The organism is Microbacterium sp. Au-Mic1, from assembly GCF_021341785.1.
In the GTDB taxonomy this organism is placed as follows: domain Bacteria; phylum Actinomycetota; class Actinomycetes; order Actinomycetales; family Microbacteriaceae; genus Microbacterium.
In genome coordinates this window covers 36,612-52,226 of record NZ_JAJTTF010000002.1, presented here as the reverse complement: position 1 = coordinate 52,226, position 15,615 = coordinate 36,612, and the positions used below count along the sequence as shown (strand labels likewise).

Here is a 15,615-nt window from a genome sequence, read left to right as displayed (position 1 = left end):
TGATGCGCGGATCAGCGCAGGAGCACCGGGAGAACCGGACCGGAGCTCAGGCGAACAGCCCGGCGCCGACGTAGGAGTTCTTCTCCGCGCCGGACGGGATCGCCCAGATCCCGGACCCGATGTGCCTGATGTACTCGCTCATGAGATCGGTCGACAACCGCTTCTGCAGCGTGATGAACTGCGCCGGAGAGCGCTGGTAGGACAGGAAGTACAGCCCGGCATCGAGACGACCCAGCTCGTTGTTCCCGTCGACGTAGTTGTAGCCGCGGCGCAGGATCCGGATGCCGTCGTTGATGCTCGGATGCGCAAGGCGCACATGTGCGCTGTCGTCGATGCGGCCGCCGTGGAACGACGGCTCGGCGAATTCGTCCCCGCCCGACAGCGGGGCTCCGCTGCCTTTCGCCCGACCGATGGTGCGGTCCTGCTCGGCCAGGCGCAACCGGTCCCAGGTCTCGATGAGCATCGCGATCTTGCGGGCCACGAGATAGGAGCCGCCGGCCATCCAGGCCGGCTCGTCCTTCTCCCCCACCCACACGTGCTCGGCGAGGGCCTCGGCGTCGTCGGCGAGGATGTTCGCAGTGCCGTCCTTGTATCCGAACAGGTTGCGCGGGGTCTGCTGGTCCGCGGCGGTGCGCGATGTGCGCCCGAAGCCGAGTTGGGACCAGCGCAGCCTGGCGCGGCCGAATGCGATCCGGCTGAGGTTGCGCACCGCGTGCACGGCCACCTGCGGATCGTCCGCGCAGGCCTGGATGCACAGGTCACCGCCCGTGTAGCCCGCATCGAGCGCATCCCCGACGAAGGCCGGCAGCTCGGCGAGCACGGACGGGCGCCGATCGGCGATCCCGAACCTGTCGCCTTCGGCGAGGAAGAGTGAAGGACCGAGCCCGAACGTGATCGTGAGCCCCGCAGCGGTGAGCCCTTGGGCCTCCCCCGTGTCGTCCGGCGGCGCCTCGGGCGAGCCGCCGACCGCGCCGGAGGCGCTGACGTCGAGCCCCTTGGCCAAGCGGGACGCGGCATAGCTCCAGTCCTGCAGCAGCGAGACGAGGTCGTCGCGGCTCGCACGCGGCATCATGTCGAAGCTCGCGAAGTGCAGGTGCTCCTGCACGCGCGTGGTGATCCCCGCCTGGTGTGCGCCCTCGAAGGCGTACTCGTCGACGGGCGCGGATCCGATCCGCACGCCCGCCGCCGCAGCCGCAGCGGCACCTCCTGCGCCGACGGCGATGCCGGCGACGCCGCTGCCGAGCGCCCAGCCGATCAGGCCGCGTCGGCTGATGCCGGTGCGCGAGGCCCTCCCGTCCGGCTCTTCGGGAGCCGCAACGGCCGCGACCTCCATCCCCGCGGACTCGGTGCCCGGCGCGGCGACGGCAGCCTCTTCCGGCTCAGGGCCGGCGGGCAGGACAGGATCCGACATCAGCCGAGAATCGTGCTGGTGAGCTTGGAGAGCGGCTCGGCGAGCGCGTTCAGCAGGTCGGTGAGGTCGCGCTTCTGGGTCTCGGCGACCGTGGAGTACGGCGCGAAGCCGTCGTTCAGCGATCCGTGAACCGCGAGCTCGGCCTCGAGGGCGGAGAAGCCGCGGTCGATCTGCGCCACCAGCTTCTTGCCCTCATCACCCTTGCCGTCCGCGAAGTCGCGCACCAGCGAGAACGCCATCTTCGAGCCCTCGACGTTCGCGGCGAAATCGGAGAGGTCCGTGCCGGACCACCAGTCCTCCTCGCCCGTGATCTTGCCGTTGGCGACCTCGTCCAACAGCGAGATCGCTCCGTTCGAGATGCCGGCGATGCCCTGGGCGTCCAGATCCTTCACGAAGGTGTCGGAGTGCACGTGGTCGTACAGCTCCTGCAGGTCGGCGAGGAGCTTGTCGGCGAAGGCGCCGCGCTGCTCGGGGGTGGACGGAGCCCAATCCAGGTTCGCGGCGGTGGTGCCGTCGGAGTTCATCGCGCCGGCTGCCGGCACCCAGAGATCCTTCTCGATGCGGTGGAAACCGGTCCAGTCGAGGCCCTCGGCCTTGGCGTCGAGCTCGCGGAAGTCGAGACGCGGATCCAGCGTGCCGAGCTTGTCGGCGACCGGCTCGATGCGCTCGTAGTAGGAGCGCACCACGGAGAACTGCGCCTTGGCGGTCGCGTCGTCGCCGTTGCGGTAGGCGTCCGCGAAAGTCTTGGCCGCGGGAAGCAGCTGTCCTACCTGATCCTTCACGAAGGCGGCGTAGAGATCGACGGCCTTCTTCTTCTGCGCGGCATCGCCCCCGGCCTCGGCGACCTTCTCGCCGCTCACGGCGAAAGCGGTCTTGCCGACTCCGGCTCCGATCATCCCCGGCTTGCACACGGTGAAGTAGGTGCCCGGCTGGGCGACGACGGTGAGGGTGCGCGACGCGCCGGGCGCCACGTTCTCGACCTCGCCCACGATCCGCACGCCGTCCTCGGCGAGCAGATAGAACTCGGTCACCTCGTCGCCCTTGTTGCTCACGTCGAAGGCGAGCGTGCCGCTGGTCGCCGTCGCGGCGGAGACGCTGCACGCATCGGCCGTGGACGAGACGGTCAGGCGCCCGCCGGCGGCGACGTCGGACTTGGCGACGCACCCCGTCAGGGCGAGGCCGAGGGCGGCGACGGCGCCGAGGACGGCGATCGGTCGGCGGGCGATGGTCATGAGGCTCCTTCAGGAGAGGGCGAGACGGTCGTGGATGCGGCGCGGGAGGCCGCCGACTCGGTCGCGACGGGCGTCGCGGAGGACGCGGTTGCGTGAACGGAAGTAGAAGAAGGCATCGTTCGCGGCGCGCTGCGGCGCAGTCCGCGCACGAACATCGTGCCGACGATCGTGATGTACAGCAGCCACGCGATCACCTGGAACCAGCTCATCCGCGGCATGAAGCCGACGGTGGCCTGCAGCAGCACGGCGAGCGCACTGTCGGGGCGGATCGCGGCGGAGACGTCGAAAGCCCACCCGAACGGCAGGCCGGCCCAGCCCACGAGCACGGCGCCGGAGGCATCGAGCGGGGCGGCAGCGGTGAACGGGCCCGGCACGACCCCGGCCTCCTGCAGATCGCTGAGCGCGTAGGCGAGCACGCCCGCGGCGATGATGACGAGGAAGCCGCCGGTCCACGTGAAGAAGCGGGACAGGTCGAGCCTCACGGCGCCACGCGCGAGCAGCCAACCGGCGAACACGGCCACGACCAGCCCGAGCGCAGCGCCGAGGATCGCCGACGGCGCATCGCCGAAGGACTGGACCATGGACCACAGCAGCAGAGTGGTCTCCACTCCCTCGCGGGCCACGGAGACGAAGCCGACCAGCACGAGCGCCCACATGGTGCCCGCTTCGAGCGCACGGTCCACACCGCCCTGCAGAGTGGCCTTCATAGAGCGTCCGGCCTTGCGCATCCAGAAGATCATCCAGGTGACCATCCCGACGGTCACGAGCGAGAGCGTGCCGCCGATGATCTCCTGCCCCTGGAAGGTGAGCGCGTACGCGCCGAAGGTCAGCACCGCGCCGATCACGAGGGCCAGCAGGACGGCGGCGCCGACACCGGTCCACAGCCGCGGCAGCACGTCCTTGCGATCGAGCCGCTTCAGGTAGGCGACGAGGATGCCGACGACGAGCGCGGCTTCGAGGCCTTCACGGAGGCCGATGAGGAAGGTGGCGAGCACGAGGAGCTTTTCCGGGAGAAGTTGTGAGGTAAGGCATCCCTTACCTCGATGACTCTAGCATCCGGCCTCGACCCTCCCGAAACGGTGAGCTCCGGGACGGATCCGGTCCCGGTAATCCTCGGCAACAAACGGCCGCTCACCTCCGCGCCGGTTCTAGCCTCGCCTCATGGCCGATCTGAATCTCCCGATCCTTGACCTGTCCCGGCTCGATGCGGGCGCCGAGACCGCCGCCGCGTTCCGAGACGACCTGCGCGCAGCGACCCACGACGTGGGCTTCTTCTACTTGACCGGGACGGGCGTGACGCCCGAGCTCGAGAAGCGACTGCACCAGGCGGCGAAGGACTTCTTCGCGCTGCCGGAGGAGGACAAGCTCGCGATCGAGAACGTGAAGAGCCCGCACTTCCGCGGCTACACGCGGATCGGCGGAGAACGCACCCAGGGCGCCGTGGACTGGCGCGAGCAGATCGACATCGGTCCGGAGCGCGAGGCTGTCGACGGCGGCCCGGGTTACAACCGCCTCATCGGCCCGAACCTGTGGCCCGACGCCCAGCCCGAGCTGCGCGACGTCGTCGCGGAGTGGCACGAGCATCTCTCCGGAGTAGCCCGCAAGCTCCTGCGTGCCTGGGCGCTGGCGCTCGGCGCCGAGGAGACCTACTTCGAGCAGAACTTCGGCGACCCGTCCACGCTGATCAAGATCGTCCGCTACCCCGGCACCCACGAGCCCGAGCCTCAGCAGGGCGTCGGAGCCCACAAGGACTCGGGCGTGCTGACGCTGCTCTGGGTCGAGCCGGGCAAAGGCGGCCTCCAGGTCGAGCGCGACGGCGCCTGGGTCGACGCTCCCCCGGTCGACGGCGCCTTCGTGGTCAACATCGGCGAGTTGCTCGAGTACGCGACGGACGGCTATCTCAAGGCGACCAACCACCGGGTCGTGTCCCCGCAGGCGCCGGACGAGCGGATCTCGATCCCGTTCTTCTTCAACCCGGCGCTCGATGCGCGCCTGCCGCTGATCGACCTGCCGGCGGAGCTGGCCGCGCAGGCGCGCGGCGTCACCAAGGATCCTTCCAACCCGATCCATGCGCTGTACGGCGAGAACGCGCTGAAGTCGCGCCTGCGTGCGCATCCGGACGTGGCGGCGATCCACCACGCGGATCTCGTGGCCGCCCCCGCCTGACCGCGGACGAAGGCAGAGGCGTCGGCGCCGCGCCACCAGGCGCGTGTGCCTCAGTTCTCGAGCACGCCGTCCAGCTGCGCGAGGACGGGCTCCCGGCTCATCTCGATGTGCGCGTACATCTGTGCCGCCGCGAGGGGTCCGCGACCATGCGCGATCGACTCGACGAGTTCCACGTGCTCATCCGTCTGCTCGCTGTCCCTCGTCTCGCGGGTGAGCCGGAACACCCACTCCATCCGGCCGACGAGCGGACCCAGGCTGCGCAGCAGCAGCCGGCTGCCGCTGAGCCGGACGATCTCGGAATGGAAGTCGAGACTCGCGGCGCGCGCCGCCTCCGCGTCGACGACGGATGCATCCTCGTGCAGCGCTCGGAGCCGGTCGACGCTCTCGACGCCGTCGTGCACGCGCTCCGCTGCGCGCTGTGCGGCGAACGGCTCGAAGCAGAGCCGGGTGTCGAACAGGTCGTGGATGTCGGCGCGGGTCAGCGGCGTCACGCTGGCGCCGCGATGCCTCGACGTCATCACGAAGCCCTCGGCCTCCAACCGCTGCAGCGCCTGGCGCACCGGAATGCGGGACACCTCGAAGCGCTCGGAGAGCTCGCGCTCCTTCAGCCAGGCGCCGGGCTCGACCCCGCCGTCGATGATCTCCCGGAGCAGATCGCGGTAGACGCGGTCCGCGAGCGCGAGCGCGGCGCCGTCCGACTCAGGAGCGGGCTCCATCGACCGTCATCTCCTCCCCCGCAAGCGGGAACACCGGCGGGAACAGCCCGCCGCCACCCAGGTGGTCGCGCTCGTCGTAACCGGCGCGCATGATGTCGAACAGGACCTGCGAGTCCGCGCGGACGGCATCGAGGTCGACCCCGTCGATCGCACCGTCTCGCATGACGACCCTGCCCGCGACCATCGTAAGGCACGCGTCGCGTGCGCTCCCGGCGAGCACCAGATTGCGCAGCGGGTCCTCGATCGGGCCGAACCGCACGTCGGAGAGCCGGAACGCGGTGAGGTCGGCCGCGGAGCCTTCGGCGATGCGACCGAGGTCGGGCCGGTGCAGAGCGCGGGCACCGCCGAGCGTCGCCGCCTCCACGTAGCCCGCGAGATCTCCGGCGGCGAGCGAGTGGTTCTGCACCTTCGCGACGGAGACGCCCGTATCGATGCCGCGGATCAGATCGGGCGGGAACGAGTCCGTGCCGAGCGAGATGTTCACCCCGGCGTCCCGGTAGCGGCCGAACGTCTCCAGCTCGGATCCGTACCGCGCGTTCGTGAGCGGGCAGTGCACGATCGAGACCCCGGCGTCGACCAGGGTCGCGAGGTCTCCTCGGTCCTCGCCCCACACCCGGGGATTGACGTCGAGGAAGACGCCGTGCGGGATGATCAGACGGTCGTCGAGCAGACCCTGGCGACGGATCAGCTCGAGCGGCGTGCATCCGTACTGCTCGAGGATCCAGTCACGCTCGAAGTCGCCCTGCAGGGCGTGCAGGCGCACCAGGGCGCCCCGCTCCCTGGCCGCATCCGCGGTCGCCGCCAGCAGCGCGGGGGTCAGCGTCTCGATCCGGCACGGCAGGAAGACCGGAGTGAGAAGCGGATCCGCCCAGGAACGCAGCGTGTCATGGAACCGGATCGCGTCCGCGAGACCAGCCGCGCCCTCCGGCTCGTCGAAGAGGAGCGCGCGTCGTCCGTCCTGCACGACGTTGACCCCGGAGCGATACGAGGGGCCGAGGAACCCGCGCAGTCCGAGGGCGCGGGAGAACTCCGCCATGGCGTAGAAGTCGTCCGCGGTCTCCGCCCAGGCGGAGTGCACCTCGGACGCGATGGGCATGTAACTCGTGATGCCGTGGAGGGCGAGCTGCACGAGCGCGATCTCCCTGATCCGGCGGCGCTGCTCCGTGCTGAACACGTGCTGCCGCCGTGCGAACCAGTCCGCCGACCACTGCAGGCGACGAGCATGCTCCGGCGCCGACCAGGAGTCGAGGATGAGGTGGTCGATGTCGGTGAGGGCGTCGAGGTCGATCAACCCCGGCATCAGCAGGCTCTCGCCGAGCTCCACCGAGCGGTCGGCATCCTGAGGCGCTTCGGCGCGCGGCCCCACGAAAGCGATGCGGTCGTCCTCCACGAGCACCGCGCCATCGCGGAGCTCGGTGTGCGAGGTGCCGTCGAAGGCCAGGACGTGATCGGCGGTGATCAGGGTGCGCACGGGGTTCCATTCCTCGAACTGGGGTGATTGGTATCCAAAATCTATCGATCTCGATTCAGAGCGGCAACCCGCACGCCAGACTTTCGGCCGTGATCGACCGTTGGTATACAAATCCTTCGATGCTGGTATACAATTCCGAGGACCCCCTTTCCAGACCATCAAGGAAGATCGTGACGGAAACGCTGACGACGGTCCCTACCACCGAGGCCCTCACCACCCCGAAGATCGCGACCGGCCGCTCGCTGCTGGGCACCGCATGGCTGCGGATCCGCCGCAGTCGCATCGCGCTGGCATCGTTCGGCGTGGTCATCGCGATCGTGCTGTTCGCGCTCCTGGCCCCGCTGCTCACGGCGCTCGAGGGGCAGGATCCGTTCACGACGCACACCGGGCCCGAGACGCTGGACAACTTCAACACTCCGGGTCTGCCGCTGCCGCAGTTCATGTATCCGTCGGCCGAGCACTGGCTCGGCGTGGAGCCCGGCCTCGGCCGCGACCTCTTCGCCCGCCTCGCCTACGGCGCGCAGGTCTCCCTCACGATCGCACTGCTGGCCACGCTGGTCTCCGTCGTCCTCGGCACCATCATGGGTGCGGCCGCGGGCTTCTTCGGCGGCAAGGTGGACATGGTCATCAGCCGCCTGATCGACCTGTTCCTCGCATTCCCGCACCTGCTGCTGGTGCTCTCGCTCACCCCGATCCTGCAGTCCCGGCTGCGCGGCACCGCGCTCGGCCAGGGCAGCTTCGTGCCCATCGCCTCGCTGGTCATCATCCTCGGCTTCTTCGGCTGGGCGTATCTCGCCCGCGTCGTGCGCGGGCAGGTGCTCAGCATCCGTGAGCAGGAGTACATCGAGGCCGCGCGCTCCTACGGCGCTTCCAAGCGCACCATCCTGTTCACGCAGGTGATCCCGAACGTGTCCGGCGTCGTCCTCGTCTACGCGACGATGATGATCCCGACCAACATCTCGGCCGAGGCGGCGCTCTCCTTCCTCGGCGTCGGCGTCAAGGATCCGACGCCGTCATGGGGGCAGATGCTCAACGCCGCGCAGTCCGGCAACTGGTACCTCGTCGATCCCTGGTTCCTGATCGTGCCCGGCACCGCGCTCGTCATCACCGTGCTCGCCTTCAACCTGCTCGGCGACGCGGTCCGCGACGCCCTCGATCCCAAGGCCTCGCGCAGCTGAGCCCTCCCTGCGGGCGGCGTCCCGTCCGGGCCGCCCGCATCCCCGCACTCCCCTGTCCACCCACCCCGAGAAGAGAAGAACCATGAGACACAGCCGTCCCCTGTTCGCCGCCTCCGTCCTGGCCGTCGCGCTCGCCGTGGCGGGCTGTTCCGCCGGATCCGCTTCCGGCGGCACCGCCACCGGAAGCACCGCCGCGAACAACCCCTACGCCCCGCACGTCGTCAACGAGGGCTTCAGCACCAAGGGCGGCAACGTCAACGTGCTGATGTCCAGTGACTTCCAGACGCTCGACCCCGGCAACAGCAACTACGTGCAGACCGCCAACGTCGGCCAGCTCTACTACCGCACCCTGACCATGGCGAAGGAGACCGCCGGCCAGCCGCCGAAGATCGTCCCCGATCTCGCCACCGACCTCGGCAAGACCTCCGCCGACGGCCTCACCTGGACGTACACGCTCAAGGACGGCCTCACCTACGAGGACGGGTCCCCGATCACCTCCGCCGACATCAAGTACGGCATCGAGCGCACCTTCGCCCGTGACGTCTACACGCAGGCTCCGCAGGAGCTCAACGCCGTGCTCGACGCCGACACCTACAAGGGTCCGTACTCGGGCGGCGAGCTCGCCGCGATCGAGACCCCGGACGCGAAGACGATCATCTTCCACCTGAAGCAGCCCTACCCCGACTTCCCCGCGCTCGCCTCGCGCTCCAACAGCGCCCCGGTCCCGCAGGCGAAGGACACCAAGCTCGACTACACCAACCACCCGATCTCCTCCGGCCCGTACATGATCTCGAGCTACGACCGCGGTCGCGAGCTCAAGCTCGTGCGCAACCCCCACTGGGATCCGAAGACGGATGAGAACCGCACCGCGCTGCCCGACACGTTCTCCTTCTCGCTGTCGACCGCCCAGGCGACGATCAGCCAGCAGCTGCTGAGTGACTCCGACCCGACGGCGATCACGCTCGACTCGAACGGCGCCCTCCAGGCCTCCGACGCCGCCCGACTCGGCGACCAGACCATCAAGCCGCGCACGGCGGGAGGCCTGCTCGGCTGCACCGACGTGCTGAACTTCAACACCACCACGATCACGGACCCGGACGTGCGCCACGCGCTGGCGCTCGCCATGGACCGCGCGTCGATCCAGGTGCAGTACGGCGGGCCGCGCTTCGGCAAGCTCACCAACTCGTACCTGAACGACGCCCAGGTCGGCTGGATCAAGCCGAACCTCGACCTCGACCCGGCCGGCAAGCCGAAGCTGGACGAGGCGAAGAAGCTGCTGCAGGGCAAGACGGTTCCCAAGACGCTCACCTACGGCTACTCGAACGCCACCGAGCGGTACAAGAACCTCGGCACGGTGCTGCAGCAGAACTTCAAGGAGCTCGGCATCGACCTGCAGATGGTCGCGATCCCCGCACCGAACTACTACACGACGCTCGCCGGCGACCAGATGCCCGACATCGCCCGTGCCGGTTGGTGCGGCGGCGCCGCCTCCGGCTCCACGCGCACCACGGTGGATCCGAACCTCGGCCCGAGCCTCGACGGCACGACCTACGGATTCAGCAACATCTCGCGCTACTTCGACCCCACCATCTCGGGCGAGATGTACAAGCTGCGCGACACCAACGGCTCGTCCGAGGAGCTCAACACGAAGTGGACCGAGCTCTACAACAAGGCCATGGAGACGTACCCGATCGTGCCGCTCTTCCGCACGTACACCTCGAGCGTCGTCGGATCCAAGATCCAGAACGCCCAGGTCGGCTACTTCTTCGGAAGCATCGACCTGTCCACCGTCGGCGTCAAGAACTGACGCCTCCGCACTCCTGAAAGGAGGGGGCCGGCCCTTCGCGGCCGGCCCCGCACGGGACAGCAATGATCGGATTCCTCGTCCGCCGAGTGGCGGGCCTCGTCATCCTCCTCCTCGTCGTGAGCTTCGTCACGTTCGCGCTCTTCCAGATCGGCCCGTCCGATCCCGCCGCCGCGGCATGCGGCCAGGAGTGCACCCCGGAGCGCATCGAGCAGGCGCGCGTCGCGCTGGGCATGGACAAGCCCTTCTTCATCCAGTACTTCGCGTATCTCTCCGGATTCTTCGGACCGCGCATGATCGGCGCGCCGGGTGCGGAGCAGCTCTGCGCGTGGCCGTGCCTGGGCAAGTCCTTCCAGACCAATGAGAACGTCACCGACGTTCTCGCCCGCGCCCTCCCCTACACGCTGTCGATCGCAGTCGGCGCTGTCGTGCTGTGGACGATCGTCGGCGTCGGCCTCGGCCTGCTCGCCGCCATCCGCAAGGGCAGGGCGACGGACAAGCTCATCGTCGGCGCCGCCTCGGTCGGCGTCTCGCTGCCGATCCCCGTGACCGGCCTGCTGCTCCTGCTCGTCTTCGTGAGCACCCTGCACTGGCTGCCGTTCACGAGCAATCAGATCAGCAGTCCGTTCGGGCCTGCCGGCCCGGCCGCCTGGTTCCTCAACTACCTCCTGCCCTGGGTCGCCATCGCCGTGCTGTTCAGCGCCCAGTACATCCGCATCACGCGCAACAACATGATCGAGACGTTCGGCGAGGACTTCATGCGCACCGCACGGGCCAAGGGCCTGGGCCGGCGCGAGATCGTGTTCCGGCACGGCGTGCGCGCCGGCATCACGCCGATCGTGACCATGCTGGGCCTCGACATCGGCGCGCTGCTCGGCGGCGCCGTGCTCACCGAGCAGATCTTCTCCGTCCCGGGCCTCGGCTTCACGGCCGTGCACGCCGCGGTCGCCGGGGACCTGCCCGTCACCATGGCCATCACCATGCTGGCCGCGTTCTTCATCATCACCGCCAACGTCGTCGTCGACCTCGCCTACGCCGGCATCGACCCGAGAGTGAGGGTCAGCTGATGGCCACCCCGTTCCTGGACATCCGCGACCTGCGGGTCGACTTCCCCACCGACGATGGCGTCGTGCATGCGGTGAACGGCATGGACCTCACGCTCGAGCGCGGCGACACCATCGGCATCGTCGGCGAGTCGGGATCCGGCAAGACCGTCACCAGTCAGACCCTGATGGGGCTGCTCAAGGAGACGAGCGCACGCGTCACCGGACAGATCCTGTTCGAGGGCACGGATCTCGTGCCGCTCACCGAGAACGAGATGCGTCCGTACCGTGGTCGCAAGATCGGCATGATCTTCCAGGATCCGCTCTCCGCGATGCACCCCTTCTACACGGTCGGCACGCAGATCGCCGAGGCGTACCGGGTGCACAACAGGGTGAGCGCGAAAGCCGCCAGGGCGCAGGCGATCGACATGCTCGCGCGCGTCGGCATCCCGGACCCGGTGTCGCGCTACGACTCCTACCCGCACGAGTTCTCCGGCGGCATGCGCCAGCGCGCGATGATCGCGATGGCCCTGATCTGCGAGCCGGAGCTGCTCATCGCCGATGAGCCGACGACCGCGCTCGACGTCACGGTGCAGGCGCAGATCCTCGATCTGATCTCCTCGCTGCAGCAGGAGACCGGATCCGCCGTCGTCTACGTGACGCACGACCTCGGTGTCGTCGCCGAGGTCTGCCAGCGCGTGATCGTCATGTACGGCGGGCAGTGCGTCGAGCAGGCCGACATGGAGGACGCCTTCCTACGCACCGCCCACCCGTACACCAAGGGCCTGCTGGCATCGATGCCGTCGATGGCGGATGAGGCGGGACGCCTGACCCCGATCCCCGGCTTCCCGCCGTCCCTGCTGGATCTGCCGCAGGGCTGCCTGTTCGCCGACCGCTGCCCGGTGGCGCACCTGGTCCCGGGCAACCGGTGCCGCACCGAGCGGCCGGCGCTGCACGGCGCGGGATCGCACCGATCGCGCTGCCACCTGTCCGAGAGCCTCGGCACGTCCGAGCCGATCACGTTGGAGGCCGCACGATGACCGCCCCACTGCTGCAGGTCGAGGGCCTCGCCAAGCACTTCCCCGTCTCGCAGGGCATGTTCAAGCCGAAGAGCATCGTCAAGGCCGTCGATGGCGTGTCCTTCACGCTCGAGCGCGGCAAGACCCTGGGCCTGGTCGGCGAGTCCGGTTGCGGGAAGTCGACGACCGGTCGGCTGCTGATGCGCCTGCTGACGCCGACCTCCGGCACCATCCGTCTGGACGGCGCTGACGTCGCGGGACTTGCGGGATCCGAGCTGCAGGACTTCCGCCGTCGCGTGCAGATGGTGTTCCAGAACCCCGCGTCGTCGCTCAACCCGCGTCAGACCGTGGGCGCCGCGATCGCCGCACCGCTGCGCGCCCAGCGGATCAGCCCGAAGGAGGGCATGAAGACCCGCGTGCAGTCCCTCATGGACCGCGTGGGGCTGCGCCCCGAGCACTACAACCGCTTCCCGCACGAATTCTCCGGCGGCCAGAAGCAGCGCGTCGGCATCGCCCGGGCGCTGGCATTGGAACCCGACGTGGTGATCTGCGATGAACCGGTCTCCGCGCTCGACGTGTCCGTGCAGGCGCAGGTGATCAACCTGCTGCAGGACATCCAGGCCGACACCGGCATCTCCTACGTGTTCATCGCGCACGACCTGTCCGTCGTCAAGCACTTCGCCCACGATGTGGCCGTGATGTACCTGGGCAAGGTCATGGAGGTCGGGACCAGGGACGCGGTCTTCGACGCCCCACGGCACCCGTACACGCAGTCGCTGCTGTCGTCGGTCCCCTCCCCCGATCCACACGCCGATCGCAGTGGTCGGATCCGCCTCACCGGCGATCTGCCGCATCCGTCGAACCCGCCCAGCGGTTGCGTGTTCCGCACGCGCTGCCCCGTCTTCGCCTTGTTGGACGACGAGAAGAAGAAGATGTGCACGGAGCGAGTGCCGTCCGGCGCGGTCGCCTGCCACCACCCGGCCGAAGCCGCCGCATTCGCGGCGAGCACCCCCGAAGAGAGGAAGATCCTTGCTGATTCGTGACGTCCGCCCCTGGGGCGGTTCCGCATCCGACGTCGTCATCGAGGACGGCCGCATCGCGGCCGTGCGCCCGCACGACGAGACCGGCCCGCTCGGCGCCGGGGACGTGGACGGCCGTGGGCGGCTGCTGCTGCCTTCTTTCAGCGATGTGCACGTGCACCTGGACTCCTCCCGCATCGGCCTTCCGTTCCGAGAGCACACCGGCGCGCCCGGAGTGTGGGCCATGATGATGAACGACCGCCGCAACTGGCGCAACACCGACGTACCGCACGCCGAGATCGTCGCCGGCACGCTGGAGCGCATGATCGCCCGCGGCACCACGCGCGTGCGCACCTACGCGCAGGTCGACGTGGACTGCAAGCTGGAGAAGTTCGACTCGGTGATGGCCGCCAAGGAGAAGTTCGCCGATCAGGCCGACGTGCAGGTGATGACGTTCCCGCAGGCCGGGATCCTCCTGGAGGAGGGAACAGTCGACTACCTCGAGGAGTCGCTCAAGCAGGGCGCCGATGTCATGGGCGGCATCGACCCCTCGCAGCTGGACCGCGACCCGGTCCGCCACCTCGACGTCGTCTTCGGCCTCGCAGAGAAGTACCAGGTCGAGGTCGACATCCATCTGCATGAGCCGGGTCATCTCGGCGTGTTCAGCACCGAGCTCGTGCTGGAGCGCGTGCGCGCGCTCGGCATGCAGGGCAAGGTCACGATGTCGCATGCCTACGAGCTGGGCGGCGTGAACGAGGCGACCAGCCGCCGGCTGATCGACGAGTTCGCCGAACTCGACATCGCCATGGCGAGTGTCGCCCCCGCGGCCCGCAACCAGCTGTCGCTCGTCGACCTGGTCTCCTCGGGCGTGCGGTTCGGCCTCGGCGAGGACGGCCAGCGCGACTACTGGAGCCCTTACGGCAACTGCGATCTGCTGGATCGCACCTGGCAGCTGGCGTTCACGAACAACTTCCGTCGCGACGAGCACATCGAGATGTGCCTCGCCATCGCGACCATGGGCGGTGCCAGCATCATGTCGCACGAGGTGCCGCGCCTCGCCGGCGTCCAGGATCGGCCCGGAACCGCGGTCGGCGACCGCGCCGACCTGGTGCTCGTCGACGGGCAGACCCCGACCAGCGCGGTGATGGACCGCGGCACCGATCGCACCGTCATCCATGACGGGCGCGTCGTCGCCGATGGGCTTCGTGTCCTCGCGAGCTGATCGGGCGGACGGCGACGCCGTCCAGGCCGGACGCGCGGGGGGCCGCGCTCGGCCCGCACCGACCGGGAGCGCCGCCCGAGCCCTCGCGCTCGGTACCGCGCTCCTGGTCGGCGTCAATCTGCGCCCGGCGATCACGTCGGTCTCCGCCCTGCTGGATCAGGCGACGAGCGAGTTCGGGTTGGGGGGCGTGGAGCGCAGCCTGCTCGCGACGCTGCCCGTCATCGCCTTCGGGCTCACCGCGATGCTCGGGCCGCTGCTGGCCCGGCGGATCGGCACGACCCGTGCCATCCTCGCTGCGATGTCGGTGCTCGCCGCCGGTCTCGTGCTGCGCGTCCTCAGCGGCTGGATGCTGCTGCCCGGCACGTTCCTCGCGGGGGCGGCGATCATGGTGGCCGCGACCCTGCTGCCGCCCTACCTCAAGGCGCTCGGCGCGAGCGGGCTCTGGGTGGGCCTCAGCAGTATGTCCTTCGGCATCGGCGCCGCGCTCGGCGCCGGCCTGGCCGTGCCCTTGGACGAGGCGTTCGGGCTGCGTCCGGCGCTCGCCGCCTGGGCCGCCCTGGCGGTGCTCGCCGCGCTGGCGATGCTCGCCGTGGGCCGCGGATCGGCAGCCACCGCGCCGATCGGCGAGCCGGTGTCGATCCCTGCTGACGCGAGGACGACCGTCGCCCTGATGACGGCCGTGTTCTCGCTGCAGGCGCTGCTGTACTTCGCAGTGACCACCTGGCTTCCACTCATGCTGTCGGCGCACGGCGAGACCCGGGGTGCCGCGGGCGGGCTGCTGGGCTGGTTCAGCCTGATAGGACTGGTCCCGACGCTCGTCGCACCGGTGATCGCCCGTCGGCGGCGGATCCTCACCTGGTTCGGTCCCGGCCTCGGCGTCGTCATGGCAGTGGGTTTCGTGTGGTTCGGCCTGGACGGCGGCCACGACCCGGCGGTCGTGACGGTGCTCGGCATCGCGCAGAACGCCGGATTCGGGCTCGCCATGGGCCTGCTCGTGAGCCTGTCCGCCGATGAGGCCTCCGCCGGCATCCTGTCCGCGATCGCGCAGGGGGTCGGCTACGCCGTGGCGGGCAGCGGCAGCCTGGTGCTCGGCATCCTGCACGACGCGACCGGCACCTGGACCGTCAGCCTGCTCCTCATGGCGCTGTGCGCAGCCCTGCTGGCCGTGTCCGTGACGCTGGTCATCCGCCGCCGCCCCGTGTCGCTGATCCGGCGCTGAGCCCGCTCGCGCCTCCGCCTGCGCGCGCCGATCCGCCTCAGCCTGCGCCCGCGGATCCGCCGACGGCACGGGATCCTGTCGAGCGGACGGCATGTCGGCGCGACCACGCGGTGCG

At 69.5% G+C, this 15,615-nt stretch carries 13 protein-coding genes; 8 read left to right on the top strand and 5 right to left on the bottom strand.

Annotated elements, in window-relative coordinates; genetic code table 11:
- Positions 1–46: 46 nt before the first annotated feature.
- From efeB to efeU, 3 genes are all read right to left on the bottom strand, one after another.
- Positions 47–1,333, bottom strand: coding sequence for an iron uptake transporter deferrochelatase/peroxidase subunit (efeB, locus tag LXM50_RS02780; protein WP_233310080.1), 1,287 nt, complete (start codon positions 1,331–1,333; stop codon positions 47–49).
- 77 nt (positions 1,334–1,410) lie between these two features.
- Positions 1,411–2,643: an iron uptake system protein EfeO gene (gene efeO / locus LXM50_RS02775; RefSeq protein ID WP_233309626.1), complete on the bottom strand. Its 1,233-nt coding sequence runs from the start codon at positions 2,641–2,643 to the stop codon at positions 1,411–1,413.
- Positions 2,640–3,638, bottom strand: coding sequence for an iron uptake transporter permease EfeU (gene efeU / locus LXM50_RS02770; RefSeq protein WP_233309625.1), 999 nt, complete (start codon positions 3,636–3,638; stop codon positions 2,640–2,642). Before efeU ends, efeO begins: the two co-directional genes overlap by 4 nt.
- Positions 3,639–3,804: 166 nt before the next feature.
- Between efeU and LXM50_RS02765 the strand changes: the two genes are divergently transcribed.
- Positions 3,805–4,809 (top strand): isopenicillin N synthase family oxygenase, encoded by a 1,005-nt coding sequence (locus LXM50_RS02765; protein ID WP_233309623.1) that lies wholly within the window; start codon positions 3,805–3,807, stop codon positions 4,807–4,809.
- A gap of 50 nt (positions 4,810–4,859) precedes the next feature.
- Here LXM50_RS02765 and LXM50_RS02760 read toward each other — a convergent pair whose 3' ends face one another.
- Both LXM50_RS02760 and LXM50_RS02755 read right to left on the bottom strand, forming a co-directional pair.
- Entirely contained in the window at positions 4,860–5,525 is a 666-nt protein-coding gene (locus tag LXM50_RS02760; protein WP_233309621.1) for a GntR family transcriptional regulator, read from the bottom strand.
- On the bottom strand, positions 5,509–6,996 hold the full coding sequence (locus LXM50_RS02755; protein ID WP_233309619.1) for a chlorohydrolase family protein: 1,488 nt from the start codon (positions 6,994–6,996) through the stop codon (positions 5,509–5,511). Before LXM50_RS02755 ends, LXM50_RS02760 begins: the two co-directional genes overlap by 17 nt.
- 170 nt (positions 6,997–7,166) lie before the next feature.
- Here LXM50_RS02755 and LXM50_RS02750 point away from each other — a divergent pair, with 170 nt between their 5' ends.
- From LXM50_RS02750 to LXM50_RS02715, 7 genes are all read left to right on the top strand, one after another.
- Complete coding sequence (locus tag LXM50_RS02750) at positions 7,167–8,174, top strand: ABC transporter permease (RefSeq protein ID WP_233309618.1); 1,008 nt, start codon at positions 7,167–7,169, stop codon at positions 8,172–8,174.
- Between the two features lie 82 nt (positions 8,175–8,256).
- Entirely contained in the window at positions 8,257–9,981 is a 1,725-nt protein-coding gene (locus LXM50_RS02740; protein WP_267920537.1) for an ABC transporter substrate-binding protein, read from the top strand.
- Between the two features lie 62 nt (positions 9,982–10,043).
- The gene (locus LXM50_RS02735; protein WP_233309616.1) at positions 10,044–11,045 is read left to right on the top strand and encodes an ABC transporter permease; all 1,002 of its coding nucleotides are present in this window, start codon (positions 10,044–10,046) and stop codon (positions 11,043–11,045) included.
- On the top strand, positions 11,045–12,061 hold the full coding sequence (locus tag LXM50_RS02730) for an ABC transporter ATP-binding protein (RefSeq protein ID WP_233309614.1): 1,017 nt from the start codon (positions 11,045–11,047) through the stop codon (positions 12,059–12,061). The genes LXM50_RS02735 and LXM50_RS02730 overlap by 1 nt, the downstream gene beginning before the upstream one ends.
- On the top strand, positions 12,058–13,083 hold the full coding sequence (locus tag LXM50_RS02725; protein ID WP_233309611.1) for an ABC transporter ATP-binding protein: 1,026 nt from the start codon (positions 12,058–12,060) through the stop codon (positions 13,081–13,083). The genes LXM50_RS02730 and LXM50_RS02725 overlap by 4 nt, the downstream gene beginning before the upstream one ends.
- Positions 13,070–14,281: an amidohydrolase family protein gene (locus LXM50_RS02720; RefSeq protein WP_233309609.1), complete on the top strand. Its 1,212-nt coding sequence runs from the start codon at positions 13,070–13,072 to the stop codon at positions 14,279–14,281. The genes LXM50_RS02725 and LXM50_RS02720 overlap by 14 nt, the downstream gene beginning before the upstream one ends.
- Entirely contained in the window at positions 14,265–15,500 is a 1,236-nt protein-coding gene (locus LXM50_RS02715) for an MFS transporter (protein ID WP_233309608.1), read from the top strand. Before LXM50_RS02720 ends, LXM50_RS02715 begins: the two co-directional genes overlap by 17 nt.
- Positions 15,501–15,615 lie beyond the last annotated feature (115 nt).

What these genes read in the sequence shown, in the direction of transcription:
- efeB (WP_233310080.1), bottom strand. Translation starts at nt 1,333, where the DNA reads ATGGAGGTCGCGGCCGTTGCGGCTCCCGAAGAGCCGGACGGGAGGGCC.
- efeO (WP_233309626.1), bottom strand. Translation starts at nt 2,643, where the DNA reads ATGACCATCGCCCGCCGACCGATCGCCGTCCTCGGCGCCGTCGCCGCC.
- LXM50_RS02765 (WP_233309623.1), top strand. Translation starts at nt 3,805, where the DNA reads ATGGCCGATCTGAATCTCCCGATCCTTGACCTGTCCCGGCTCGATGCG.
- LXM50_RS02760 (WP_233309621.1), bottom strand. Translation starts at nt 5,525, where the DNA reads ATGGAGCCCGCTCCTGAGTCGGACGGCGCCGCGCTCGCGCTCGCGGAC.
- LXM50_RS02740 (WP_267920537.1), top strand. Translation starts at nt 8,257, where the DNA reads ATGAGACACAGCCGTCCCCTGTTCGCCGCCTCCGTCCTGGCCGTCGCG.
- LXM50_RS02735 (WP_233309616.1), top strand. Translation starts at nt 10,044, where the DNA reads ATGATCGGATTCCTCGTCCGCCGAGTGGCGGGCCTCGTCATCCTCCTC.
- LXM50_RS02730 (WP_233309614.1), top strand. Translation starts at nt 11,045, where the DNA reads ATGGCCACCCCGTTCCTGGACATCCGCGACCTGCGGGTCGACTTCCCC.
- LXM50_RS02725 (WP_233309611.1), top strand. Translation starts at nt 12,058, where the DNA reads ATGACCGCCCCACTGCTGCAGGTCGAGGGCCTCGCCAAGCACTTCCCC.